Genomic DNA, 25,470 nt, shown 5'->3' on the forward strand with positions numbered 1-25,470 from the left:
TTTAGGAAATTAATTTCTATTAGAAGAACTGAATTTCAATTCAACCAACTGTTTTTTTTCTTCGTATCCGCTATATCAAATTATTTATTTATTTTAGCGTATTTTTATTGATTATTTTTTGAGCATATCTACTAAATTGACAAAAGTAGAACCAAACATTTTGCGAAACAAAGGCGTGACTTCGAATCTAGGAATTGTAAAAACCCAATCGATTACTCTGCCAGACCTGCGCCTGGACAACGGATCACTTCTTTCTCCACTTATCTTAGCCTATGAAACGTATGGTAAGCTGAACGAACAAAAAGATAACGCAATCTTAGTTTGCCATGCACTCTCCGGAGATGCGCACGCAGCCGGCTACCATAGTCGGGAAGACAAAAGACCCGGCTGGTGGGATGAATATATAGGTCCGGGAAAAGCCTTCGATACCGAAAAGTTCTTTGTGATCTCTTCCAATGTGATTGGGGGATGCAAAGGTTCTTCCGGTCCACTTACAATCAATCCGGTCAGCGGCAGACAATACGGGTCTAGCTTTCCGTTCGTTTCTATTTCGGACATGGTCAAGGCTCAGAAACTGCTCGTAGAAAGTTTTGGAATCGAAGTCCTGCATTGTGTGGCGGGAGGTTCGATGGGCGGGATGCAAGCGCTTCAATGGAGTATTTCCTACCCTGAGTCGCTCACGAATTGCATTATTCTAGCGTCTGCGCCTGAACACTCAGCGATGCAGATCGCATTCAACGAAGTGGGCAGACAAGCTATCTTGGCGGATCCGAATTGGAACGAAGGTCTTTATGACGAAAATGCTCCTCGCAAAGGATTGGCACTCGCTCGAATGGTAGGACATATCACCTATCTTTCGGACGATAAAATGAGGGAGAAATTCGGCAGAAATCCTCCAAGCGGTAACCTTTTGAATTCTGATTTTGCAGTAGGAAGTTATCTGATCTACCAGGGTGAAAGTTTTGTCGACCGATTCGACGCGAATTCTTATATTTACGTAACGAAAGCCTTGGACCATTTTAGTTTAGGTAAAGGAAAAGAACTGACCGCAGCGCTTAGACCCGCAAGATGCAAATTTCTAGTCATTTCTTATAGTTCAGACTGGCTTTATCCGCCGGCTCAATCTAGGGAAATCGTAAAAAGCCTAGAAGCGTCCGATAAACGAGTGTTTTACGTAGAGTTGCAATCCAAAGAGGGACACGACAGTTTCCTTCTGCCGAACTCAAAGCAATCTGATGTGATCGCCGGATTCTTAGATCACGCCAATTAATTTAGAAAAATATATATTACAAAAAATGAAAGGCATCTCCGATTCCGAATCCAAAATCATCCAAAGACCGGATTTCGATTATATCCTCTCCGTAATTCCTTCTGGGGCTCGAGTCTTGGACCTTGGTTGCGGAAACGGTGATCTTCTGTACTTACTGAAGCAAAAAGGGATCTGGGGACAAGGAATCGAAAAGGATGAGGATGCAATCGTAGAATGTATCAAAAAGGGTGTCTATGTACACCACGGGGATATTGACGAAGGCTTGGAACACCACGAGGATAAAAAGTTCGATTGCGTCATCCTAAATCAAACCATACAAGAAACCAGGCATCCAGGTAAGATCATAAAAGAATGCCTAAGGATCGGAAAAAGAGTAATTGTAGTATTTCCGAATTTTGGATACTGGGAAGTTCGATTTAAGATCTTATTCCAAGGAAAGACTCCTGTAACTGATTTACTCCCCTATCGTTGGTTTGATACTCCGAACCTGCACTTTCTATCCGTACTTGATTTTATAGAATTTTGTCAGATCCAAAAATTTACGATCGAAGATCGGGCGTTTTTTAGAGATCTTATGCAAATCAAATTCCAGCCCAACTTTTTTGCAAAGTTGGCTTTGTTTCAAATTCGATAAACATACACCGGATTCCGAATCAATCCTTCTAGTTTCTATACTCTGGTTGTCCTTCGCCTAGCTTACCGGAATTTTTCCCGCTCTCTCCATTCCCAAATCGATCAGAGCTGCATAGATTTCTTCCATCGTAATTCCGGCGGCTTTTGCTTGTTGCGGAATCAAACTGGTTTCAGTCATACCGGGAAGAGTATTGGTTTCTAGGATAAAAGGAGTTCCTTCCACCACGATAAAATCGGAGCGGGAATATCCTTCGCAACCTAGTATTTGGTGCGCGAGAATTGCTTGTTCCTGAATTCTACGAATGATGTTCGTCTCTAATCTCGCAGGAGTGATTTCCTGGGAGAGTCCAGGCTTGTACTTGGAATCCATGTCAAAGAATTCTCCCCCGGGAAGAATTTCCGTAGGAGGTAAAACTTCGAGTTTGCGCTTTCCGTTTTTCTTATGCTCCCAAACTCCGCAGGAAACTTCAGTTCCGGAGAGGAATTTTTGGAGTATCGCGTGTTCTTCTTTTTCAAAGAAAACCGAAAGTTTTTCCGCGAGCTGGTGTTTGGAATCCACTCTGAATGTATTCACGCTGGATCCACCGTGCACAGGTTTTAAGAAAAGTGGAAATTCCAAAGGAAGTGAATCCAAACTGATCTCTTTGGATTCGTAATCTTTTTTGCGTAATTCCCAAAAAGGAGCTACATTCATTCCACTCTGCTGGAAGACTTTGTTCGCGCCTATCTTATCCATGGCTAATGCAGAAGCTTTTACCCCGGAACCAGTGAACGGAATTCCGAGCACAGATAAAAATCCCTGGATGGAGCCGTCTTCTCCCTGACCGCCGTGCAATCCCAGAAATACGATATCGCAATCCAGACCCAAAAAAGGACCCGCCTTTGCTTGGTGCAATTCTTCGAAACGATTTTGGTAGGAATCAGGGTCCAAGGCTGTGTTGTCAGGTAACAAAAGCCGATACTTACTAGGGAGCACCCAGTTGCCATCCTGCGTAATTAGAATGGGTTTGACCTTGTGTCCCATAGAATCGAGAGTCCTACATATGAACTCACCTGTTCTCAGGGATATTCTATGTTCCGAAGATGTCCCTCCGAATAGTACTGCAATTTTAAGCAACGATAACTCCTTTACTAGCTTAGGACGAGTGTTATAGGATGCGAATCCGAACCTTAACCCTCATCCTATTCTGGCTCACTTGTACGGAAAGTCTATTTTCCGAATTTCCTCTTCGGCCAATTTCTCCTTTTCCGTCCGAATATAGCCAATTTTGGTTTTTGTACGAAAGCGAAAAAAGACAAGGAGAGGAGGAAAAGATCTTTCGTCCGTTTTTCTCTTTTTATAGGGAAAGTAAATCGAACTACACATTTAGAACCCTGCTCTTCCCTTTGTATTATTCCGAAGAGACTAATTACTGGAGAGTACAGTCTGTGCTGTTTTTTGCAACCGGTACGGATACTTACCACGAGGACCAGGGCTGGGAAAACGATACTTTGAGCCCACTTTTGATCTGGGGAAGCGGAGATTCAGCCCGCGAAAACTATTTCGGATTCTTTCCTTTTTACGGAAGGCTTAGGAACAAATTATCCTACTCTGAATTGAATTTTACTCTGTTTCCAATCTATGCCGGTTGGAAATACAAAACTTATTCCGCCCACTCTGTACTTTGGCCGATTTTTCTGTACGGATCTTCCAATCTTAGAAGCGAGTTTCGGTTGTTCCCCTTTTTCTCCAAAAAGGTGCATAAAGGTAAGTATGAACGTTACTCCGTATTGTGGCCTTTTTTTCAATGGGGAGAGACCCTTCAGGATAAAAGAGAGCCTGTATCGTATTGGATGTTCTGGCCCTTTTATCTCTCCAAGGATTCCGCTTTCGGAAATATGAAGGCCAGAGCTTTTTTATGGTTCCCGATCTTGGGCTCACTGTTCAGTTACGGTTACGATCGAAGGACCCAAGAAAGGGATTTGAATTTTCTGTATTTTATCTTTCAGTATGGAAGGAACGACGATGAAGATTATAGAAAATTAATTTTCTTTCCATTTTACGGTTACTACCGGTACGCTTTCAAGGAAACCAGATTTTTCACTCCCTTTTACTTTCGTCTCAGTTCCGACACGTATCATATTAAATCTTCCGAAACCTATTTGATCCCCTTTTGGTGGAAGTTAAATCGGAACTATGTACAATGGGGACGAGAGGAAACCTATTATAAACTCTGGCCCCTGTTCCGCTGGCACGAGGATAGAAACGGGAACCTTTCCTGGAACTTTCTCTCTCTGTTTCCGATCAAATCCGAAGCGATCGAAAGAATCTGGGATCCGATTTGGTCTATTGTAGAGTACCAAAGACTGACAAACGGAGAAAGGAGGCTTTCGCTTTTGATGAGATTGTATACACAGAGATGGACAAAGGATGAATTTCACGTTCATGTTCCGTTTTTGGTAGAGCTGTCCGTCACTCCGGAAAAGACCTCCTACAAATTTTTATACGGATTTTTCGGATACGAAAACGATGGAGGAAAAAAATCCATCCAGCTTCTTTGGTTTATCCGAATATGATTTCATTGCTAAAAGAGCAGATCAACCAGTCTCTTTACGCTGCCGGCTACACGATTCTTTTGATTGTGGAAAGCTTTTTAAATCTCAGATTTTCCGTGGATAAGAGAAGGGAAATCCTGGACCAGATGTATATCGCCGGAGTCGGTAGCTTGTTCGTAGTTTCCGTCGTCGCGGTTTTTACCGGGATGATCTTAACTTTAAACACCGGTCTAGGCTTGAAAGACTTTGGTGCAGAAGGACAGATTGGTTTGCTTCTTACGATCACTCTGACCCGAGAAATGTCTCCGTTCATGACCGCGCTCATCCTAGCCGCGTCCATAGGCTCCGCTATGGCCGCCGAAATCGGTACGATGAAAGTCTCCGAGGAAATCGACGCTTTAGAAGTGATGTCAATAGACCCCGTTCGGTTTCTTGTATTTCCTAGAATATTCGGTTTTTCGATTATGGTTCCGGTTCTATGCGTCTATTCCACCATCTTAGGAATCTTAGGTGGAGCAATCGTAGGTCATTTTCAATTAGGGATAGAGTATATTGTTTATTTTCAAGATGTATATGACCGAATTACGTCCATCCCAGGTCTAAAAGATTTGTATACAGGATTGTTCAAAGGGTATGTATTTGGACTAATCATCTCTTCCATCTCATGTTCTCACGGATTAAGAACATCAGGAGGAGCGATCGGTGTAGGACAAGCGACTCGAGAATCTGTCGTAACTTCGTTTCTTATGGTAATCTTCTTCGGATACGTGATTACAGCACTCTTCTACAGACAATAGAATTAGGATCCAATGGAAAATTACGCGATCGAGCTCGTAAACGTTCACAAATCTTTCGGACAAAGAAAGATTTTAAAAGGAATGAATCTGCAGGTGAAAAAGGGAGAAACCATGGTGATCCTCGGACCTTCAGGTACGGGCAAATCGGTGACTCTGAAGCATATCACCGGGCTTTTGGACCCAGACAACGGAGAATGCAGAATCTTTGGAGAAAAGATTTCTCACGAAGAAGAGGCAGTCAAAAAAAATCTAAGAGCTCGCATGGGAGTACTTTTTCAATCCGGAGCTTTGATCAACTGGATGACTGTCTTTGATAATGTGGCACTTCCATTGCGCGAACATAAGTTATTCCCAGAAGAGGAAATTCAGAAAATCGTAAATGAGAAGTTGCGTTTAGTAGATATGACAATCGCCAAAGACAATTTTCCCAATGACATTTCCGGTGGAATGAAAAAGAGAGCCGGGCTAGCAAGAGCAATCGCTTCCAATCCAGAAATCATACTTTATGACGAACCCACTTCTGGTCTGGACCCCGTCATGTCGAACGTAATCAATGAATTGATCATCCGAATCCAAAAAGAAACCGGAGCCGCACAGGTAGTTGTAACTCACGATATGTCTAGCGCCTATATGATCGCTGATCGAATTTCGTTTTTTTACGGAGGAAATGTACTATTCACCGGGAATCCGGATGAAGTCAAAAATTCCACGAATGAATTTGTGCAACAATTCGTCCTAGGACATACCAAAGGTCCAATGGTTTTGGAAACCAAATCCTGACACTTTTTCGATTCATCAAATGCTAAGCGAAATACCCGAATCCGAAATGCCGATACTAATTAAAGTGGAGCTCGACTAAACAATGAAATCCTTTCGCTATTTGATGGTTGGAGCCATTTTTTCTGCCGCGCTTGTGGTTATCGGATATTTTACCGTAGTAACCGAGGGTGGACCGATTCAAAGAAGAGGAGAGTTCCTGAAAATTAATTTTAAGAACTCCGAAGGAATCAAAGTAGGAAACAAGGTCACTGTGCAAGGCGTTCCCTTCGGATACGTTTCTTCCATTCGATTGATTCAAATAGACGACGAAGGAAACGTTATGCCTGAGGGAGAGGTAGGAGTCGCCACCAGAGTCGAAGTCTCCATCCTTCTGAAAGAAAAGATCAAATTGTACGAAAATTATGATATCACGATACGGAACGAAAGTCTTTTGGCCGGAAGAGTGATTTCGATAGACCCTGGCTCCATGGAACCTCCGCCAGAATCTAAATTAGAAGTCGGTAAAGTGTATCAACCGGTAAATTATGAAGCTGGAGCTTCCTTAAAAGGTAGGGTCTTGCAAGATCCACTGGTTTCTCTTTCCGAGTTGATTGCTGAGAACCGCGGAGATATACGCAGGACCTTTTCGAATATCGCAGACATCACCACCAAAGTAAATACCGGCGACGGAACTTTGGGAAGGTTGATCAACAGGGACGATCTTCACACTAACATCAACACTGTGTTAACCGACGCACAAATCGTAATCAGAGAGTTGCGAGAAGGGTTAGAAGATACTCGGGAACAAGCTCCTGTCACGAGTTTTATCCGAGCTGCTCTTAGCTCGTTCTAAGTATTTTCATTGCGCTTTCTGCGAGCTATTCGATACATTAGAATCATATGGAACCTAATGTATCGATCATTGGCACGGGAATTATGGGAAGCGGAATGGCCCAAAACCTTTCGGCTCGAAACATTCCACTAAGACTGTATGCAAGAAACCTAAATAAAATCCAGCACTTCGAATCTTCTAAAGTGCATATCTTTCCAAACGTACTAGATGCCGCCAAAAATTCACATTTAGTAGTCTTATGTTTAACGGAGGATTCCGTCGTAGAGGAAACTGTCTTCCAAAACGGAATCCTTTCTTCCGGCTGCAAATACCTGATCGATACCGGAACCACATCCCCTGCCCTAACGGCAAAAATACACGAAGCTTGCAAAAAAAATAATATACTCTTTTTCGATGCACCGATGACCGGCTCCAAAAACGCCTCCAGGGACGGCCAAATCCTATTTATGGTCGGAGCAAAAGATTCTTCCGAAATCGCTGATATTAGCTTCTTCTTTGATATCTGCGGAAAGAATCTGGTGTATTGCGGGAATGTAGGAGATGGACAAAAGGCAAAAATCGCTCTGAATTTAGTACAAGCAGGAATATTTCAGGTATACATGGAAGGTTTCGCGCTCGCAAAAGAAAACGGAATTTCTTGGGCAACTTTGAAGGATATCCTACTGCAATCCGCAGCAAAATCTGGAATTGCTGAATTCAAATTTCCTTATGTATTTTCCGGAAACTACGAAACGCATTTTTCACTCAAGAATATGAGAAAGGACGTATACCATGCCCTCCACCTTTCTGAGGAACTGCATACAAAATTGCCTTTGTGTTCTAACCTGGGAAAAATTTATGATGCCGGAATTTCCGAAGGACTAGGAGAAATGGATTTTTGCAGTCTAAACGAAGTGACCGCAAAGATCACTCCGAATGGAAAAACCTAGATTTTCTTACTGGCCCTCTTCATTCCAAAGAATCGTTTCAATCGTTCCTCTTCCTTCTTCGTTTACTCTTAGTTTAAGTTTTGCCCCTGTTTTTCGGAGTTTGTCCTCGTATTCCTTCGCCTTTCCTTCCGGAATAAAATACTTATGAATATCTACATCGAATCGGTTCCACTTGCAAGTGCCTCTCAAAAACACCCAGCATTTCGCAGACTTCCGATTCTCTTCGGAACAATTCTTGAGAAAAGATTCCACATACGTCGGTTCCATTTCTGAGTAGCATACACAAGGGTCAGTTGCCTTCTCACTGCCTTGCAAATCTATCCCTGCCTCTGAGATTCCTTTGTTCGTACTCTTGAACAGTGTGCAAGATAAATCATCAGAGCGTAAATCCAGTCGAAACAAAAGATAGTGTCCGGAAAGTAGGTCCACTGGATCATACCCGGTCATCGGCAAAATCAAAACCTTCCCTTTTCTTAAATCGATTTCTCGATCTAAAACTAAAGAAAAAAGTACAAGAACCGGAATCAGGAAAGCTATAACTGACAAAATCTTTTTTTTCACTTCTTCTCTCCCCAGGAAGAAATCAATTGTAAAAGGAAGTTTCGGATTCTCTCCTTTTGTTGGAAAAACAGAAGGCTCGCTCCAATAATGACTCCTCCAGAAATGATCAACCCCCAAGCGGTTTCCAGCAAGGAACCGAAAATTTCAAAATAGATAAAGATAAATCGAATTCCGATTACTACCAAACAAAAATCGAACCATCTCCTGGAGTCAAAGAAAAGGAAGGAAAGGAAAAACCAAGTGAGTATGAATAGGAAAGCGGAAGGAAATTTTCCATACCAGCTCAGCACCTGAGGCAGACAAAGTAAAATCAATGCCACGCTCGAAAGTAAAAATAAAACGATCCTTTGTTTTCCTATTCTGACCTTAGAAAAGAACGCCCAAGCAGAAAGCAATCCCACGAGGATGAAAGCAATCCATCTCGGGAAAAAAACCCGAGGAACATTATCAGATACTGATGAGCCTAAATCATAATCGAAACGTAATATGGAGCTAAAAATCGAAGCCGCGACTAAATAAACGATCCACCAAACTAGAAAAACATTAGAGCCTAAAGTCTTTGCTTCTTCTTTTTTTTCTAAATGCTTTTCATACTCCAAAGCAAGGATTCCAAAACTCGAGGCAAAAGCTAAATTCAGAAGAGAATACCAATATTTTACTTCTGTCCATAGCAACCTAGAGCCAATCCAATCGAAGACTGAAAAAGAAAAGAAAAAGATCCAAAGGTGAAGAAAGGTCTTTGTAGGATGAGTAAGGACGAGCAAGAACGTCATTGCTGCCCAAAGACCTGTTGCCTGGTAGAGCTCTCCTTGCGTATGATAGATCTGAGAAATCAAACCTATCATTCCAAAACACAAAAGGGAAAAAAATAAAACAAGCAAGAGCTGCCAATTCGGATTGCTACCTTTTTTCTCCGATAAATAGACCACCCCCGTTCCCAAAGAGAGTAAAAGGGCAAATCCAATCGAAAGTTTGAACCAGTCCGGAATATCTTCCCAATTGACTGCAATCAATGCAACAATCCCGGTTGCTAACACTACAATGCCTAGAATAATAAACGAATAGTATGCATACGGGATTTTTTTGGAATGTTCAAAATCCAGAATACGATCCGCTTGGGAAGACTGGATCAGTCCTGCCGCAACCCAAGCATGCAGCTTTGCCTTCAAATTCATCCGCAGAATCCTAAGAGTGGATTTTTGCTAAGTCAAGCACCTAAAGAAAATAGATTTGCATCCCATAAGAAACTACAGTTTAAAGGAACCAATCGGGATGTCGCGCAGTGGTAGCGCACTTCGTTCGGGACGAAGGGGTCGCTGGTTCGAATCCAGTCATCCCGAAAAAAATATAGGGAATTTTCCAGAACGGAAATCTTCCCGATATTTGAAGGAATTCCTACAAAGGACTACTTGGAAGTTTTAAGGTCAGTACTTTTAGGTTCGGACTCTGGTTCTTCCTGATTCTTGGATTCCCCTAACGTGGAATGAATCATCTTCGTATATCTTTCCTTAAAGAAAGATTTTTCGTCCGGCTCTTTGATTCCGGCTTCTTTTACTCTTCTTTCACTTTCTGCGATTCTGTCATCATCCAAAGGGTGAGTGCTCAGGTATTTTCCGAGTGGAATCGAATCTTCGGATTCACCCAAATGTTTTTGTCTCCAAGCTTTGATATCACGAAAGAAATTCGCGCTTGCGCCCGGATAATAAGGAGTCGCTCTCATGTACTGAAATCCGAATTCGTCGGCTTCCTCTTCTGAGCCTCTACTATTTGCCAAAGAAAGCAAATTGGAAGATAGGGATGCCCAGCCTGAGGCGTGTTCGGCGAGTTCCGGTCCCAAAATAAAGGAAAGAGTAATATAAATCGCAAAGTATGTGGCAATGCTCGAGGAAAGCTGCTTCATAGAATGCCTTTTTTCCGCGTGCGCAATCTCGTGGGCCAAGATTCCGGCTAACGTAGCCTCGTTTTTCACAAAATGAAGCAACCCAGTATATACAAAAATATAACCTCCTGGCGCACAAACAGCGTTAATCACGCCATCATCGTCCAGGATCGTAACCTTGTAAGGAAAATCCTTTTTGTATTGGATCAAATTGGACTGAAGTACCCGATCTGCAATCCCTTGTATGTAAGAGCGAAGCTTCTCGTCGTGTTTGATTCTCATACCTTCTTGGCCAAGCACAGCCGCTTCATAAAACTGCTTTCCTAAAAGTTCATCCAAAGTAAGAGGGAAAAAAGACTCAACCATCCAGCCGCATCTAGTTACGGAAAGAGAAAGGAAAATTAAAAGAACGTAGTGAAAAATCCGAAGCCTCATACCAAGAGTTTCCAAATTCTGCGAAATTTGTCGATCAGGATTCTAGAGATAATTCTACTTCGTAACCGCCATAGGCTCTGAGATTGATGACCCCGTCTTCAAAAAGAAGATACTGGCCCTTAATCCCGATCAATCTAGAATGAATCTCTGGATCTTTTTCCGGATGAAAAGATTTGGAATTCTTAGGATATCCCAATACAGGATATTTTATTTTTGTAATTTCGTTATTTAGAACTTCTTGGTAAACCACGCCTAAATCCCAGGATTCGATTTGCGCAAGTAGCTCCTTCTTTTTAGAAACTAAGTCGATAGGCACTGAATCCGTCGTCACCATGGTTTGCCAGCGAGTCTTGTCGTCCATGATGGAAGCACACTTGAACTCGATCACTCCCGCGTCTCTCCGAGAAGAAACTTCAAGCATCGCAATCGCTTCTTGAGCACCCTGATCCACCCATCGATTCGAAACAGGATTTTCTTTCGTAATCCCTACTTTCAATCCGCTGGTATTCGAAAGATATACGGTATGTTTAATAAAACAATTTTCCTCACCCCAATCGGGCTCCCTGCAAGTTCCCAGATGAAAATGACAGGTTTCCGGTTTCAAAATGCAAAGATCATTTTGCGCGAGAGACTGGAAGCAGGAAAAGCAACTCCCCTGGTTAAAACTCTTTTTGGTAGTCTTGCCACAATCCACACATCGAATCTTCCCGGAAAAAGTCAGGCCTATTTTTTTACCGAGGAGCTCCTTCATCAGAAACTCGGGCTTTGGAAAACTCGGTTCTTGTTTTTCCGAAGAATTACTGGCATAATTCGCGACACACCAAGTGTATTCCACAGGATCCAATCCTTGGTGCGCTAGCATTCTCAAGAATCCATGAGAGAGGGATGTCATCGAAAGAAGTATTCTCTACCGGACAAAGGTCTCAACCTTTTATCTACTTTCACTTCCAAAATCGTTTGCAAAGATTTGCCATTCCAGTCAAAAACTACGATTCTATCGTCCGCAGAATAATGACTCAATTTGCCATTGGCCAGATAAAAAAGACTAAGATCGGAACCTTTCGTGCCAAGACCGGGGAGAAAAATTACCTGTTTCCCCACGAGAGTACCACCTTCGTACTGTTTGGCGTTTCTAAAATTTGAAATAGGTTCGACTATCTTGGGAGAATTTTTTTGTAAAGACGCGGTCACTGTACTTTCCGACAACTTGGGCGGAGTCAATGTTTCGCTTTTAGAATCTTTTCCGGAACTCTCAGCTGCTACCAAACCGGCTTCCGCGCTAGAAGGCCCCTTTCCTGGTTCCGCCAAATTTTCTTCGGATTTTGCAGAAAACGAAGGCAAATTGAGCAAGTTACAATTAAAGTTCCCATACAATTTAGGAAAATCTTTTGTACAAGGCTCTTCTAAGATTTGCCCATCTTTTTCAAAAGAAACTCCAAGTCGTACGCTATGAGCTATTTTCGCAAAAGCATAATATTTCAACCGCGAGAGTACTTCGTTTAACGAATAATCTTTCCACTCTCCCGCTTCCTCAGCACCAAGAGGCTGGAAACAGAAAGATACGCACACGCAGAATGCAAAACATAATCGTAATAGGTTAAATCTAGTCATAAGGTAACGAACGCTACAGTGCTCACTTCCGAATCTTCACCTTACTAGAACAACTAGTACAGGAAGTATTTTCTAATTTTCTGTTTCTCTTGCGATTCCACTTGAGAAAAGGATTCTTTAAAATTCTCGTAAGAGACTTCAGAGTCTATCGACTCCCTAAACCTTTCCGTACCCCATAGAAAATCTATATTATGAGTACCGTCTGGATACTGTCTCCACTTAAAGTCCTTATAGTTCTTCTTTAAGCTGGCAATCAACTGATAGGCCATTCTAATCGGATCATAAGTCCGCTTTACCACTGTTAAGCGCAATCCCCTGCAAATCTCTCCCTTGAAAGGACCAAAACTGGGTTTGAAGAATACGCTCTGGTAATAATATTCTCCTTTAGAACCTTCGTTTAAGTCAGAAACTATTTTGTCCGGTTCATCCATCCAAGGAGCGCCAAAATATACGAACGGAGCTTGTGTTCCTCTGCCTACAGAAACATTCACGCCTTCCAAAAGAACTAAACCCAGATAGTTCATCGCAGAATCCAAGGTCGGAAGATTCGGCGAAGGAGTCGTCCAAGGAATTCCTTCCTTTTCCCAATTGAAATCCCTGCGCAAGTTTTTGGGAGAAATGACTTCTAACTTTACGGAATTCTCCAAATATTCTCCGTTATAAAATCTGGCTGCCTCACCCATGGTCAGGCCTGTCATAAACAAAGAAGGAAATTCCCCCGCAAAGTTTATAAATTTCTGTTCTAGTTGCTCCCCTCTCGCACCTAGATAGAGTGCCGGATTCGGATGATCCAGAACAATAAATCTCGACTTGTCTCTGTCTGGAAGACTGTCCATCAATCTTTTCAGAACGCTTAAGTAGGTGTAACATCTCATCCCCATGTCTAGAACATCAAAGATGACTGCGTCAGTTCCCTTTAACAAAGTGGGAATTTCAGAATTCTTCACTCGATAAATATGATAAATTGGTAATTGAAACGTGGAGTCTACGGTGACAGGTGTTTTACTGAAGTCTTCCTCTAAGCCCAAAAAGCCGTGTTCCAGTCCGATCAGATGCTTAATTTTTACCTTATTCGCCTTGAATTCTCTTAAAATCTTTTCCGGATAACGTCCGATGCCGGACGGATTCGTAACCAGAACCACCGTTTTTCCGGAAAGCGAAGGCAGAATTTCGGAATAGAAAATTGATTCTGAGGAAACTATCTTAGAATCTGAAATATGTCTTCGAGGAGAGGCTTCGGTACAAGAATCCGAAAGGATTGTCAGAAAAAAAATGAATGAAGTTAGGATTTTTTTGTTTCTTTTTGCAAACTGCATGGTTGATTACCTAATTTGTTCACTAAATAAGCAGAATCCTATTCTTCAAGGAGAAAAACGACAGATATGGCGCTGGCACGGCTACTGAGGTTTTCCACCCTCACACTTATTATTTCATTCATCGTTACTTGTGCTTCCGGAGAAACCAGAGGTAAAAAAAAGAAAGAATACTACGAGCGTAATGGAAATCAAATCACCGTTATGGGAGAAGCTCCTATTTATAACGGAGACAAAACGAACGCAAAACAAAGAGCTCTCAAGGATGCAAAGATCAATGCGATTCGCAAGATTGTTGGAGAAGAAATCTCTAACAAAAGTTCCGCGGCGGATGGAGAAAGCTTAGGAAGTTCTCTACTCTCCAAAACAGATGCATTCGTAAAATCTTATGATATCGTAGATGAGGCAGAGGGCAAAATCGACACTCAGCCAATCCTGAAACTCACCGTACGCTGCACCGTAGAAGAGTCAAAAATCTCTACTGCGGTAGAATCACTGCTCGCGGATGTAGGAAATCCTAGAGTAGTCGTGATTGTTCCTGCAAAAGTCGGAGGCGAGCTCGTAATGCCTCTCACTCCGAACAATATAGCAGAGGCAGAGATCATTAAGAATCTCAAGAAAGCAGGAAACAAGATCATCGATCCAGTTTTGGCTTCTAAGAAAGTGGATAAAAAGCAGGTCGATCCGAACAACGTAGAAGGAAATCCTGTTTTGGTCCAAGCGCAAGGCCTAGGCGCAGAAGTATTAATTATCGGTAATGTAGAAACCGAAGACCAACCTGTTGTAAGCAGTATTGGTGGCAAAGCTTTGGACAGGCCACTGTTCAACACCGCTGCAACTGGTTCCTACAAGGTAGTATTACTTTGGGGAGACGGAAAGATCGTAGATTCAGGTAGCGCAGATGGTCGCGCGGCTGATATTACGCAAAAGGTTTCTAGAGAAAAAGCCGTAGCTCAGTGGGCAGAGAGTGTTACTAAAAAAGTAAACAAACAGCTCAAAGACGAATGGTTTAATCTCACTGAAAATAATACAATTATTCTGAGATTTAGCGGCTTGAACGCAGATGAAGCCACTAAATTCAAGGACGATCTTGCAGAATTAACTGCGGTAAAGGACGTAAACGTTCGTAACTCTGCAGAAGGTGGATCCGAGTGGGAACTCACTTACCCTGGAAAAGACACTTTGTTTGTAGAAGAGTTAGTTTACAAAAAAGATAGAGGGTTCTCCTTCTTAGCTTCCAAGTCTATGGAAGTAAAATCAACTAGCAGAGGAATCGTTAACCTCGAGTTTAAAGACAACAAATAGAACCCTTACTTACAACGAAGAAGATCTATAGAAGAGCCGGGATAATCATCCCGGCTTTTTTATACAAAGCCCATCGGAGAACCGACTATGCTCCAAAAAAGCACATTAGATTTCCTGAAATCTCTGGCCAAAAATAACAATAAGCTCTGGTTTGAGAAAAACAAAGAATCATTTCAAAGCGCAAAAGAAGACTTTGAATTAATGATCACAGAACTCATCGCAAAACTTTCCAAACTAAATCCCCCACTGGCTCACATAGACCCCAAAAAATGCATTTTTAGAATCTACAGAGATGTTCGGTTCTCGAAAAACAAGGATCCTTACAAAACAAACTTTGGCGCAGCGATCAGCGAAACAGGAAAAGGCTTGGACCGCGCTCTCTTTTATCTGCACGTACAACCCGGAAACGAATCTTTTCTGGCTGGCGGTTTGTATATGCCCGAATCCAAAAAACTACAAGCAGTTAGGACCAAGATTCTGAAGGATCCCAAAAAATGGGAAAAACTCATCTCTGAGAGCAAGTTCAAGAAAACTTTCGGCGGATTATCTGATATGAAATTGAAAACTGTTCCCCGAGGTTTTGCAAAGGATCATCCTATGGCGGAAACTTTGAAATATACGAGTTATGTTGTGGAAAGAAAACTAGAGGATGCAACCTTACTCTCAAAGAATCTAATAACTATGTGCGCCGATTCGTACAAACTACTACTACCCTTCAATCAGTATTTTAACGAATAGTCTTTACAATTCTATAAAGGGAAAAGTAGCGGAAAAACTTCAGAATTTTAAGAAAAACAAAAGTGAAATAAAAAACTCCAGGATTCGTAAGGAACGAAACTACCTGGAGTTTTTTTATCTTGCGGATTAATAGAGAAAAATCAGGGAGAACTACCCACCCCAAATTTGCTCGGAGAAGTTCCAATTCCGAAAGTACTCGGAGAAGTTCCGATCCCCTCGGTCGAAGGAGAAGTTGAAGTTCCGTCTTTGCTTGGAGAAGTCGCGATTCCTTCTGCACTAGGAGACGTTGCGATACCATCAACGGTAGGAGATGTTCCCACCCCTGCGACAACTCCCGGAGAAGTTACGATTCCAAGAAGCATAGCAGCTTCTCTTGAGGCACCTTTTTCTGCATTAGAAGAACAAGAAATTGAGATTAGAGAAATTGCGGCCATTAATAGTATTTTTTGCATAAGTAAACCTTTTCCAGCTTTTCGCCAGACAAATTAAAAGTTGGCCGAAATCTGTCTATTTTTTTTGGTATTTTTTGCCGCATTTTCGCTAAATGTAATAAATTTCCCCAGTGAAGCGCCTAACGTTACAAAGCCGGAAATCCAGTAACACTCAAACGTTTACTCCCAGGGGCGATCACCTAACGTACAATATCGGATTCAAGACGCCAATGACGTTTATCAATCCAATTTATTAAATGAACCTGTCGAAAATTTACAGTTAGGCGCCCTTTTCTCTGAACCAGCCGAATGCTTCAGATGTTCCCCTCGGCAGCATAGGCAGGTCTGGACCGGGCAAAAAATCATTTTTTTGGAAGAATTTCCGACAGAGCAGCCGGGAAAAAAATTCCTTCAGAGATTCTTTGTCCGAGGTCCGCCAAATCAGAAGAACGCTTTCGAAAATCAATTGTGGGCAGATTCTGAAAAAACTTTACATCTGTTTTTACCGGTCCGTCTGAATACTCTTCAGAGTTTGCGGAATAAAAGCAAGGCCTGGCATGAACCAGCCCCCTCGAGTAAATCAGAAACTCCAAATACGATGCGAAGTCTGTAACATACCACTCATAAAACGAGGCACAATAATCGTTCCCTAGAACAACTTCCAGATTTGGATTTTGATTTCCGGTAAAGAATGCCATTTGGTAATAGCTTGAAAACCAATCCAAGAATCTTAAATGCGTTCTAAAAAAGGCTTCCTTGAATGATTGCCCAGTATTTCCTAAAGTCGTTTCGGTTTCCTCGAATGCTTCCGGCCCTTCGCCGCATAGAATACTGTAATCGATTTTCTTTGTCATCAAACTCAGCGGACCAATCATGATCTTTCCGTCCTCGCCGTGATCCCCTCCCGGTCCGATTTCATTCTCCCACCACCCTTCGTGGACCGTGCCACAGGCTTGGCTGTGCTCCCAAGGTAAAGGATTCGACTCTAAAAGTGCATTTTCATCCTGATCTTTTAGATAATCGTTTTGGAAATATTCGTTTTCTCGATGATGCCAGCGCAGTTGGATTCCGCCGCAGTCGGTGAAGAAGTTTCGAATCGAGGCATCCAGAGAAAATCCAAGGTACCTTTCCATCTCCTCCACAATACCTAGTTCAGGCGGAGCGAGATGGTAGGTAAAGACATTTACCTCCTCTGTCTTTTTCAATTCTGAAACCATTTGGTCAAAGCGTCTTAGATATTTTTGAGCGTCCACTGTAATCTCCTTTGAAATCTCAGAAGCAGCAGTGAATTCATTCAACTCAAGTTAATTCTGTATTCTCAGAAGGAAAGGTTCCCTAAGAATCCTAAAACTCGAATCATTCGGTTCACTCAGAATTTGAACCCTTCTTCGATTCTAGCTGAAATCTGTTTCTGGCAGAAAGACGCTGAAAAAATACTGTGCTCGTGAAAACAAAACCCCAGAAAAGAAGAAAGCTTGACCTACTTTTCCGATTTCCATCCGAAAGAAGCCAAAACTCATAACTTTAGAATAACATAAAATTATAATTTATGCAGAAAATGAGCACCAATTCATATTTATTCCTGGCTGCGACAAGCCTCCGTTTTCCGCAAAACTCCGCCCAAACTTCAGATTTTCTGTAGCGAACGCACCAAAGAAAAAAACCAAATTTGGATCGACCATACCGAACGTACGATATGCGAAACAGGACACATTACATTTTTTTTGATTACTTTTGCATTATATTTCAATTAACCCTTGCAGCTTAATCCGGAGTCATTATTTTCTGCCTACTTTCTTATGAGAGTAGTGAAGAGGATAAATCAAAATGAAAAATGTGCTAAGAACTGCTTGCGTACTCGCGAGCTTTTTTATAACAAGTGTAATAAATGCTTCTGGAGGAGGATCCACTAGTAAGCCATTAAGCGGAAGCTATCCAATCGTACTGGCCCATGGAATTTTTGGATGGGGACAGGGCTCCACAGTCATCGACTATTGGGGAGGCAACGCCGCTTATTTGCAATCCCAAGGCGCAACAGTTTTGACTCCAAGTGTAACCGCTTTGGATTCAAGTGCTTCGAGAGCTGATCAGCTAAAAACAAAAATTCTGACTGCGATGGCAGCAAATAATTACACTGGAAAAGTTCATATTATTGGTCATTCGCAAGGTGGATTGGATGCGCGATATATGGTCACGAATCTAGGAATGGCGTCTAGAGTTGCTTCCATCACTACGGTAAATACCCCGCATTATGGAAGTCCAATTGCAAACGTAGTAGCTGCACTCATCCCAAGTTGGGCATTACCATATGTCGCGACCGTAGTAAATACGTTAGCTGGTGTGGTTTACGGTGATAATTCCCAGAACGCAGTTGCAGGACTGAAGCTCTTGACTACGGATGGACTCAAGGCATTTAACGCAGTTACACCAAACAAGACAGGTGTGAAATATTTTTCCTACGGTTCTACGATCACGATTCCGGATCTGATACAGCATCCAGCGATGGGACTGCTGCAACCTATCTGCGCTATCGGTGCTCCATTTTATGGGATGAGCATTGCAAATGACGGAGTAGTACCTGATTCTTCCCAAAAATGGGGAACTTGGAAAGGAGGTCCTTCCATTCCGATCACAACGACCGGAATCGATCACTTAGAGGCTACAAACGCATTGTATTTAGCATCTCTCTGGTACGATACAAATGCGTACTATCTAAAGATGGCAAGTAACGCTAAGAGCAATCAATAGCAATTTTCCGGATTCTTCCGGCGAGAAGTTTTAGGTCTCTCTAAACTCACCGATGGGGAGACTGAAACTTTAGAATCTTGCGCCGCTCATATTTCCCTGGGATTCAATACCACGGAAATATTGGGCGGTTTTCTTTTTGTTATTTTTCAATTCATCAATCCACATCTGGAAATTTCTCTCGGTTTGCACTAAAGTAAAAAGCCGGTTTGACGAAAGTGTACGTACGGATGTTAAAATATTTCTGCTAACAGCGCCGTATTCTCTGCACACCAAACACAAAAAATCCCGAGGAATCCGCGAGGATTCATCGGGAAAAAGTTTTGAAACAAGTAGATGAACGATGAGACCTAGTATTAGGCTACCGAAACGTGTGCACCTGTATGTATCAGGTAGTGCAGCATCTCCTTTCTGATCTGATCATACATCGGATGATCGATCATGGAGTCTCTGTCCCTGGGCCTTGGAATCGGAATGTCGAGGATTTTTGCAATATTCGCTTTTGGACCATTGGACATCAAGATAATTCTATCCGAAAGATACATCGCCTCGTCCACATCATGTGTGATCATGAGGACAGTTTTTCTATTTTTCTCCCAGATTGAATTTAGTTCGTCCTGCATACTTCCTCGGGTAAGTGCATCCAACGCTCCGAACGGTTCGTCCAAAAGCAGAACTTTTGGATTCGTTGCAAACGCTCTTGCTATCCCTACCCTCTGTTTCATACCCCCGGAAATTTCGGAAGGTTTCTTTTTTGCGTGATCGAGCAGGTGGACCATTTCCACATACTTCAGAGCTTCTTGCTTTCTGAAATGCTTATCCTTATCTGGGTAAACACTATCGATCGCGATTCTGACGTTCTCCTCAACGGTCAGCCAAGGTAAAAGAGAATGCGACTGAAAGACTACCGCTCTTTCCAAACTTGGCTTAGTGATTGTGAGCCCATCCACTTTTACTTTTCCGGATGTTGGAGTCGTAAGCCCGGCGACTATATTCAATAGAGTGGATTTACCGCAACCGGAATGACCGATAATGCTGATAAATTCTCCTTGGGCAATATTCAAATTTACATCCGCTAATGCATAATATCTGGACTTTCCTTGTCCAAAAACTTGGTGAACATTACTGATTTGTACAAAATTCTTATTCACTTCTTGTGTCATGACTTTACTACCTCGAAGATGATATTCCTTACGTTAAGAGTCGGACTTAGTACCGAAGAAACTTCCGATATACCCCATGGTTCGATCAAGGCAAAGGCCTACGAGACCGACAAACACAAGAGCTACGATCAAGTCGCTTAATCTGGAACTATTCCACGAGTCCCAGATAAAGAATCCGATACCAACTCCGCCGGTAAGCATTTCAGCAGCGACAATCGCCAACCAAGCCATGCCGATCGCAATTCTCAGCCCAGTGAAAATATAAGGTGCAGCCGAAGGTAAAAGAATCTTAAAGAAATAACGGATTCCATTAATCTGATATACCTTAGAAATGTTTTCATAGTCTTTGGGAATTCTCTTAATGCCTACAGAGGTATTGATGATGATAGGCCAGATCGCGGTAATGAAAATCACAAAGATCGCAGACGGACCAGCCTTGTTAAAGGTAGCCAAAGAAATCGGTAACCAGCCCAAAGGAGGAATGGTTCTTAAAACCTGGAAGATCGGATCCACTGCCTTAAACATGATCGTAGATTTACCAATCAAAATTCCCAAGATAATCCCGATCAAGGCCGCTCCTGCATATCCATAGGCGACCCTTTGTAAGGAAGACAGCAACTGCCAGCCTAACCCCTTATCATTCGGGCCATTATCAAACCATGGATTCGCTACCAAATTCCAGGAATTTTCCCAGGTTTGAATCGGACCCGGTAAACTTACATCGGGCATTTTAGAATAAAAATGCCAAGCCACTCCGAAACTAAAGAGCGCAATTACTGGTAACAATATCGTTTTTAACGTTTCTATAATCTTTTCCGTTCTTTCCGTGTCTCCGACGGATTCCAATTCGAAACTCGAAGTCTTCGATTGCGGATACTGAGCCGAGACTGTGTCTATTGAAATCTGAACCTCAGGTGTTGCATCAAGTTTTACTGTACTCATTTTCATCTCCCGTTCAAAACGGAAGCACCGGCTTTTATCCCGGCGCTTTCATTTGAATCTTTTTAACTTACTTTCCTAGAGAGTGTTTCTTCCCATCTATATTCTTAATTTTTAATTTTGCTAAGTAACCTTCAGGATCCTTCGGATCAAACTTGACTCCATCAAAGAATGTTTCCACTCCTCTTGAGTCGCTAGCCGGGATTGCGCTTTTTTGCCCGATCTCGGCTGCAGCAGCTTTCCAAATATCAGCTCTGTTTACTTCGCTAATTACTTTATCGTAATTGATTCCATTCGGTAAAAATCCCCAACGTCTTGTTTCCGCTAAGAACCATTTGTCGTGACTTTTGAAAGGAAAGCTTGCATTGCTTTTCCAATACTTCATCTTAGGAAGTTTTCCGGTTAGAACTCGTCCGTCTCCGTAAACGAATTCCCCCTTCAATCTTGGAAGTATGTCAGCTTCAGGAACATTGATCCAATTTTTCTGAGAAAGGATTTTTGCCATCTCGGCTGCGTTCTCATCCTTATCAGCCCAGATCTGTGCCTCCATAACCGCTTTCAAGAGCGCCTTGGCAGAGTTAGGATTTTTATCCACCCAATCCTTTCTCAAGGATAAAGATTTCTCTGGATGGTCGTTCCAGAGCTCTTGGGTCATCAATGCAGTATAACCGATTTTCTGATTCACTAATTGCTGATTCCAAGGCTCTCCTACGCAGAATGCATCCATGGTTTCCACTTTCATGTTTGCAACCATTTGAGGAGGAGGGATCACAATCGTATTCAGATCTAAATCCGGATCGATTCCACCAGCCGCGAGCCAGTAGCGAATCCAATAATTGTGAGTACCAGTTGGAAAGGTCATTGCAACAGTAAGAGGCTTGCCCTCTTCTTTTGCCCTGAGAGCCACTGATTTGAGAGCAGAGCTATCTTTACTCACTCCGATATTTTTGTATTTCATCGCTACCGAGATCCCCTGGTTGTTGAGATTCAATCTAGCGAGAATATACATCGGGACTGGTTTGTTCCCTTTTGTATTGAGCCCCAAAGTCATGGCGTACGGCATCGGAGTCAGAATATGAGCCCCATCGATACCGCCATTTTCTGAACCGAGTTCGAGGTTATCTCTTGTGGCTCCCCACGAAGCTTGCTTGATCACCTCGACTTCGGTCATTCCATACTTCTTGAATAGACCCTTCTCTACCGCAATTGCAAGCGGAGCAAAGTCCATTAGAGCAATGTAACCCAGTTTGACCTTAGTCGTTTCTAATTTGTCTTCCGCTCGCAGGCCGGGGGAGCCCGACACAGCTAACAAAAGACAGGCGAATGCAATCGCCCGACTCTTTAATTTTTGCACCATAATTGATTCCTATCTGCGCTTTTTTTTGTAATAAGCCTTTCAGCAAGGAACGTGCCAAGTTTCACAAACTAGAAAAAAATCGGTCAATTGGAGAGTTTTCGGAAGTTAGAAGCAGTGGAGCGCTTAGTAAACTAAGAGAAAAAATCCATACTGAGAAAAAATTCCAGAACTCTGAAAATGGGACGAAATGCGCCAAAATCGGGTTTCCGCTGGAACATCTTAATATCAGAGGAGTAATCCTCAAAATCACTGAGCTTTTTATTCTAGCATTTTGAACAGAAAGGCACGATTCTTGCTCTCTGTGCACTTTTTTTAAACTCCGTTCTAATTTCTTGAGCACTTTTACGGCTAGAAACTTTATCCCAAGATTCTATAATTTTACCAGTATGCCTATTTTTAGTACACTACGATGCTGTCTATTTAACGTCGTTCTGATTCTTTCTTTATCACATTGCACTGCATGAGTTTTTATCAGGAAATATTTTTCATTTGAAAAAGTAAGGGTTGTACTGTCGTATTCCTTTTTCTGATGAAATCCAAGTACACACTCAAACATAAACTTCGCTATCGCTTCGATAACTTTATGTCCAAAGGCGGAGCCTCCATCTTTATCGCCTTAATTACACTTTTCTTAACCGCCTTCGTTCTCTTATCGGTGCTCAGGATTCTAGGCTCTTTCTTGCTTCCGGACGAATCGATCCAAGGAAACTCAGAGTTTTTATGGAGGGTGTTTCTTCAGATTTCAGATGCTGGTGCGGTCGCGGAGGACGGGGAATCCAACTGGATAAATAAAACGATCGGAATCAGTACAGTCTTTCTTGGATTGATCCTCTTCTCGAGCTTGGTAGCATTCATTACGAACCAATTCGACCAGAAAATCCAAGAATTGCGTAAGGGCAAAAGCGATGTCCTTGAATCAGGCCATACGATCATTTTAGGATTCGGAATTCGAGTGGTAGAAATTATTCGAGAACTGATCGAAGCAAACTCTTCCGAATCCAGAGCCGTGGTCGCTGTACTCTCGGAAAAAGATAAGGAAGAGATGGACGACTACCTGATGGATGCCCTTGGAGATACGAATACTACCAAAGTGATCACTCGCTCAGGAACTCCTTCTAGTTTGCATTCTTTAAGAAAAGTAAATGCCGGACTTGCAAAATCAGTCCTGGTATTGAACCCATCTGGTTCGGAGGACTCGTTAGAAAGTAGAACTATCGGAGACGCGAAAGTCTTAAAGTCTCTAATGGCCTTGGTTGCCCTAGGAGAGCAGTCCGGAGTTCCTCCAATCGTAGCTGAATTACATTTGCCCGAAAACAGAAAGATCGCAGTCTCTCTATCCCCCCATATCTGTGTAATGGACGAAAGAGGAATTTTATCTAAATTACTAGTCCAAACTTCCAGAACCTCTGGGCTCGCAGTTGTCTATTCCAATCTAGTTGGCTTTGAAGGAGACGAGGTCTACTTGTACAAACCCAAAAACGGCTGGGAAAATCTGAACTTCGGAGAAATTTCCTTTCGCTTTGACGAATCTGTCCCCTGGGGATTTAAGAAAAGTAATGGAGAGCTCGTGCTGAATCCACCTTCCAATTATCAACCAGCTGATGAAGAAGAAGCAATTCTTTTGGCATCGGATGATTCAAAGATTAAATTCTCGGCCAAGCCGGTTGCTACACCAAGAAGCTTCACAAAAACCGAAAAAGTGAGAACTACTCCTGTGGACAAACAACTCATCATTGGATGGAGCTCCAAAAGTCCGCTAATCGTAGAAGAATACGCGAAGTTTGTGGCATCAGGTTCTACAATTGATCTACTACTAAAACAAGCAGATGATGAGATCAAAAACGAGATAAGTAAGTTAAAGAAAAAGTATCCCGAAATTGTCCTGCGTTCGTTTCAGGCGGATTTCTTCCAGGAATCGGTTCTGGAAAAATTGACCCCGGAAATTTACGATTCTGTTATATTCCTGGCCGAGGACCGAGACAACATTGAAGAAGTAGATGCGCAAACGATTTCTTTGCTACTTCGCTTTAGACAATACTTCAAAAGATACAGTGAAAAGTCTGGCGCGAAAGCAAGCACACAACTTATCACGGAAATTATGAATTCGGAAAATACGGAAATTGTCTTAGAGACAGGAGTAAAAGACTTCTTAATATCGAACCAATTCGTATCTAAGATGATGGCTCAGGTCTCTCAAGAACCTAGCATTATGCAGATTTATGAGAATCTGTTCAGTCCGGAAGGCAGCGAAATTTATCTGAAGCCACTTTCTCTCTATGTAAATCAATTACCGCAAGAACTTAGTTTTGCAGATTGCGTAAGTCTCGCTCTGCAAAGAGGGGAAACTTGTTTTGGAATTCGAATCGCATCGGAAGAGAAAGATGAGGAAAAAGGCTACGGAGTTCATCTGATTCCTCCTAAATCTCAAACATTCAAATTTACGGAAAATGATTCTTTGATTGTTTTGGCGGACGACCAGACATAGATCTCGGAAGCCGGATTCAGAAGACAAAGTTTCCCTTATACTTTCTAAAAATTTTATCGGAAGTAATGATCGGAACACCTTCTAACCTTGCTTGAGACAAAAGCAAACGATCGAATGGATCTGAATGAATATTAGGAAGTTCACTTTCTTCTAATATATGATCCACTCGAATCGGAAGATAATTTAGACCGAGTTGGGTTTTTGCTCGGCCTAAAAACACTTGCAATCCGTCCTTCACCTCAAGTTTTCCGATTCGCATCTTTATCTGCATTTCCCAAACGCTCGCAATACTCAGTAGTAAATTACTCTTTGGGTCGCTCAGAATTTTGGATTGGCGGCTAGAAAGTTTTTCTGGAGAAACGCATGCAAATAGGAATACGCTCGTATCCAGCAAATAGTTCAAACCAAACCTCCGGAAAACAAATCGGAAATGTCTTCGTCGAAATTTTCGGAAATCTGGGCGGAACCTTTTGCAAATCCCAACTCCCGTTTTTTCTGAATCTCCTGCGTGTACGGAATCAATTTTGCCACTGGCTTTCCTGATCTTGCTATCACTACTTCTTCTCCATTTTCTATTTTATGAATTAATACTGACAAATTCGTTTTAGCTTCATGAATATTTACGACAATCGAGTCAACAGACATAGTAAACTAAGTCTAGTCGACTAAGTCTTCTTAGTCAATTCAAATTGAGAAGGCTTAAACTTTCAAAGGCAGAATTGGTTCCCAAAA

25 protein-coding genes and 1 tRNA gene are annotated in these 25,470 nt (G+C 42.2%); 12 read left to right on the top strand and 14 right to left on the bottom strand.

Annotated elements, in window-relative coordinates; genetic code table 11:
- Positions 1 to 175 precede the first annotated feature (175 nt).
- Positions 176 to 1,270: a homoserine O-acetyltransferase MetX gene (gene metX / locus CH373_RS16010; protein ID WP_100715153.1), complete on the top strand. Its 1,095-nt coding sequence runs from the start codon at positions 176 to 178 to the stop codon at positions 1,268 to 1,270.
- Between the two features lie 25 nt (positions 1,271 to 1,295).
- Complete coding sequence (gene metW / locus CH373_RS16015) at positions 1,296 to 1,904, top strand: methionine biosynthesis protein MetW (protein ID WP_100715110.1); 609 nt, start codon at positions 1,296 to 1,298, stop codon at positions 1,902 to 1,904.
- A gap of 57 nt (positions 1,905 to 1,961) precedes the next feature.
- Here metW and CH373_RS16020 read toward each other — a convergent pair whose 3' ends face one another.
- Entirely contained in the window at positions 1,962 to 3,020 is a 1,059-nt protein-coding gene (locus tag CH373_RS16020) for a D-alanine--D-alanine ligase (RefSeq protein WP_100715111.1), read from the bottom strand.
- A 38-nt stretch (positions 3,021 to 3,058) separates the two neighbouring features.
- Between CH373_RS16020 and CH373_RS16025 the strand changes: the two genes are divergently transcribed.
- From CH373_RS16025 to CH373_RS16045, 5 genes are all read left to right on the top strand, one after another.
- On the top strand, positions 3,059 to 4,459 hold the full coding sequence (locus tag CH373_RS16025) for a hypothetical protein (RefSeq protein WP_100715112.1): 1,401 nt from the start codon (positions 3,059 to 3,061) through the stop codon (positions 4,457 to 4,459).
- Positions 4,456 to 5,235 carry an MlaE family ABC transporter permease gene (locus CH373_RS16030; protein ID WP_100715113.1) on the top strand — a complete coding sequence of 260 codons (780 nt, stop codon included), beginning with the start codon at positions 4,456 to 4,458 and terminating at the stop codon, positions 5,233 to 5,235. The genes CH373_RS16025 and CH373_RS16030 overlap by 4 nt, the downstream gene beginning before the upstream one ends.
- Positions 5,236 to 5,247: 12 nt before the next feature.
- Positions 5,248 to 6,015, top strand: a complete 768-nt coding sequence (locus tag CH373_RS16035) for an ABC transporter ATP-binding protein (RefSeq protein ID WP_100715114.1) — start codon at positions 5,248 to 5,250, stop codon at positions 6,013 to 6,015.
- Between the two features lie 82 nt (positions 6,016 to 6,097).
- Entirely contained in the window at positions 6,098 to 6,847 is a 750-nt protein-coding gene (gene mce / locus CH373_RS16040) for a mammalian cell entry protein Mce (RefSeq protein ID WP_100715115.1), read from the top strand.
- Positions 6,848 to 6,894: 47 nt separating this feature from the next.
- Entirely contained in the window at positions 6,895 to 7,776 is an 882-nt protein-coding gene (locus tag CH373_RS16045; RefSeq protein ID WP_100715116.1) for an NAD(P)-dependent oxidoreductase, read from the top strand.
- A 6-nt stretch (positions 7,777 to 7,782) separates the two neighbouring features.
- Here CH373_RS16045 and CH373_RS16050 read toward each other — a convergent pair whose 3' ends face one another.
- Complete coding sequence (locus tag CH373_RS16050) at positions 7,783 to 8,337, bottom strand: GDYXXLXY domain-containing protein (RefSeq protein WP_165778857.1); 555 nt, start codon at positions 8,335 to 8,337, stop codon at positions 7,783 to 7,785.
- Positions 8,334 to 9,512 carry a DUF2157 domain-containing protein gene (locus tag CH373_RS16055; protein ID WP_100715118.1) on the bottom strand — a complete coding sequence of 393 codons (1,179 nt, stop codon included), beginning with the start codon at positions 9,510 to 9,512 and terminating at the stop codon, positions 8,334 to 8,336. Before CH373_RS16055 ends, CH373_RS16050 begins: the two co-directional genes overlap by 4 nt.
- Positions 9,513 to 9,605: 93 nt before the next feature.
- On the opposite strand from CH373_RS16055, the gene CH373_RS16060 reads away from it, so the two are divergent.
- Positions 9,606 to 9,677, top strand: a tRNA-Pro gene (locus CH373_RS16060).
- A 65-nt stretch (positions 9,678 to 9,742) separates the two neighbouring features.
- Here CH373_RS16060 and CH373_RS16065 read toward each other — a convergent pair.
- From CH373_RS16065 to CH373_RS16080, 4 genes are read right to left on the bottom strand one after another with little or no spacing between them, the layout of a single operon-like run.
- Entirely contained in the window at positions 9,743 to 10,651 is a 909-nt protein-coding gene (locus CH373_RS16065; protein WP_100715119.1) for a M48 family metalloprotease, read from the bottom strand.
- A gap of 34 nt (positions 10,652 to 10,685) precedes the next feature.
- On the bottom strand, positions 10,686 to 11,543 hold the full coding sequence (locus CH373_RS16070) for a DUF2797 domain-containing protein (RefSeq protein WP_100715120.1): 858 nt from the start codon (positions 11,541 to 11,543) through the stop codon (positions 10,686 to 10,688).
- Positions 11,540 to 12,262: an LIC_11883 family protein gene (locus tag CH373_RS16075; RefSeq protein ID WP_100715121.1), complete on the bottom strand. Its 723-nt coding sequence runs from the start codon at positions 12,260 to 12,262 to the stop codon at positions 11,540 to 11,542. The genes CH373_RS16070 and CH373_RS16075 overlap by 4 nt, the downstream gene beginning before the upstream one ends.
- Before the next feature lie 53 nt (positions 12,263 to 12,315).
- Positions 12,316 to 13,578, bottom strand: coding sequence for an exo-beta-N-acetylmuramidase NamZ family protein (locus CH373_RS16080; protein ID WP_100715122.1), 1,263 nt, complete (start codon positions 13,576 to 13,578; stop codon positions 12,316 to 12,318).
- A 66-nt stretch (positions 13,579 to 13,644) separates the two neighbouring features.
- Here CH373_RS16080 and CH373_RS16085 point away from each other — a divergent pair, with 66 nt between their 5' ends.
- Together CH373_RS16085 and CH373_RS16090 are read left to right on the top strand one after the other, a co-directional pair.
- Positions 13,645 to 14,880: a lipoprotein LipL46 gene (locus tag CH373_RS16085; protein ID WP_100715123.1), complete on the top strand. Its 1,236-nt coding sequence runs from the start codon at positions 13,645 to 13,647 to the stop codon at positions 14,878 to 14,880.
- Positions 14,881 to 14,967: 87 nt separating this feature from the next.
- Positions 14,968 to 15,618 (top strand): DUF2461 domain-containing protein, encoded by a 651-nt coding sequence (locus CH373_RS16090; RefSeq protein ID WP_100715124.1) that lies wholly within the window; start codon positions 14,968 to 14,970, stop codon positions 15,616 to 15,618.
- A gap of 140 nt (positions 15,619 to 15,758) precedes the next feature.
- Here CH373_RS16090 and CH373_RS18590 read toward each other — a convergent pair whose 3' ends face one another.
- A complete protein-coding gene (locus tag CH373_RS18590) occupies positions 15,759 to 16,070 on the bottom strand; it encodes a hypothetical protein (RefSeq protein WP_125170046.1) in 312 nt (103 codons plus the stop codon).
- A gap of 341 nt (positions 16,071 to 16,411) precedes the next feature.
- A complete protein-coding gene (locus CH373_RS16100) occupies positions 16,412 to 17,302 on the bottom strand; it encodes a hypothetical protein (RefSeq protein WP_125170047.1) in 891 nt (296 codons plus the stop codon).
- 574 nt (positions 17,303 to 17,876) lie between these two features.
- Between CH373_RS16100 and CH373_RS16105 the strand changes: the two genes are divergently transcribed.
- Positions 17,877 to 18,797: a lipase family alpha/beta hydrolase gene (locus CH373_RS16105; RefSeq protein WP_100715127.1), complete on the top strand. Its 921-nt coding sequence runs from the start codon at positions 17,877 to 17,879 to the stop codon at positions 18,795 to 18,797.
- Between the two features lie 353 nt (positions 18,798 to 19,150).
- On the opposite strand, the gene CH373_RS16110 is transcribed toward CH373_RS16105, so the two are convergent.
- From CH373_RS16110 to CH373_RS16120, 3 genes are all read right to left on the bottom strand, one after another.
- The gene (locus CH373_RS16110) at positions 19,151 to 19,957 is read right to left on the bottom strand and encodes an ABC transporter ATP-binding protein (RefSeq protein ID WP_100715128.1); all 807 of its coding nucleotides are present in this window, start codon (positions 19,955 to 19,957) and stop codon (positions 19,151 to 19,153) included.
- Between the two features lie 33 nt (positions 19,958 to 19,990).
- The gene (ntrB, locus tag CH373_RS16115; RefSeq protein WP_100715129.1) at positions 19,991 to 20,899 is read right to left on the bottom strand and encodes a nitrate ABC transporter permease; all 909 of its coding nucleotides are present in this window, start codon (positions 20,897 to 20,899) and stop codon (positions 19,991 to 19,993) included.
- A gap of 67 nt (positions 20,900 to 20,966) precedes the next feature.
- On the bottom strand, positions 20,967 to 22,253 hold the full coding sequence (locus CH373_RS16120) for a CmpA/NrtA family ABC transporter substrate-binding protein (protein ID WP_100715130.1): 1,287 nt from the start codon (positions 22,251 to 22,253) through the stop codon (positions 20,967 to 20,969).
- Positions 22,254 to 22,782: 529 nt separating this feature from the next.
- Here CH373_RS16120 and CH373_RS16130 point away from each other — a divergent pair.
- A complete protein-coding gene (locus CH373_RS16130) occupies positions 22,783 to 24,738 on the top strand; it encodes a CASTOR/POLLUX-related putative ion channel (protein ID WP_243393445.1) in 1,956 nt (651 codons plus the stop codon).
- Between the two features lie 16 nt (positions 24,739 to 24,754).
- On the opposite strand, the gene CH373_RS16135 is transcribed toward CH373_RS16130, so the two are convergent.
- Positions 24,755 to 25,141 (bottom strand): type II toxin-antitoxin system VapC family toxin, encoded by a 387-nt coding sequence (locus CH373_RS16135; protein ID WP_165778858.1) that lies wholly within the window; start codon positions 25,139 to 25,141, stop codon positions 24,755 to 24,757.
- Entirely contained in the window at positions 25,138 to 25,383 is a 246-nt protein-coding gene (locus CH373_RS16140) for a type II toxin-antitoxin system Phd/YefM family antitoxin (protein WP_100715134.1), read from the bottom strand. The genes CH373_RS16135 and CH373_RS16140 overlap by 4 nt, the downstream gene beginning before the upstream one ends.
- Positions 25,384 to 25,470: the final 87 nt, after the last annotated feature.

Origin of the sequence: Leptospira perolatii (genome assembly GCF_002811875.1) — a bacterium.
In the GTDB taxonomy this organism is placed as follows: Bacteria; Spirochaetota; Leptospiria; order Leptospirales; family Leptospiraceae; genus Leptospira_B; species Leptospira_B perolatii.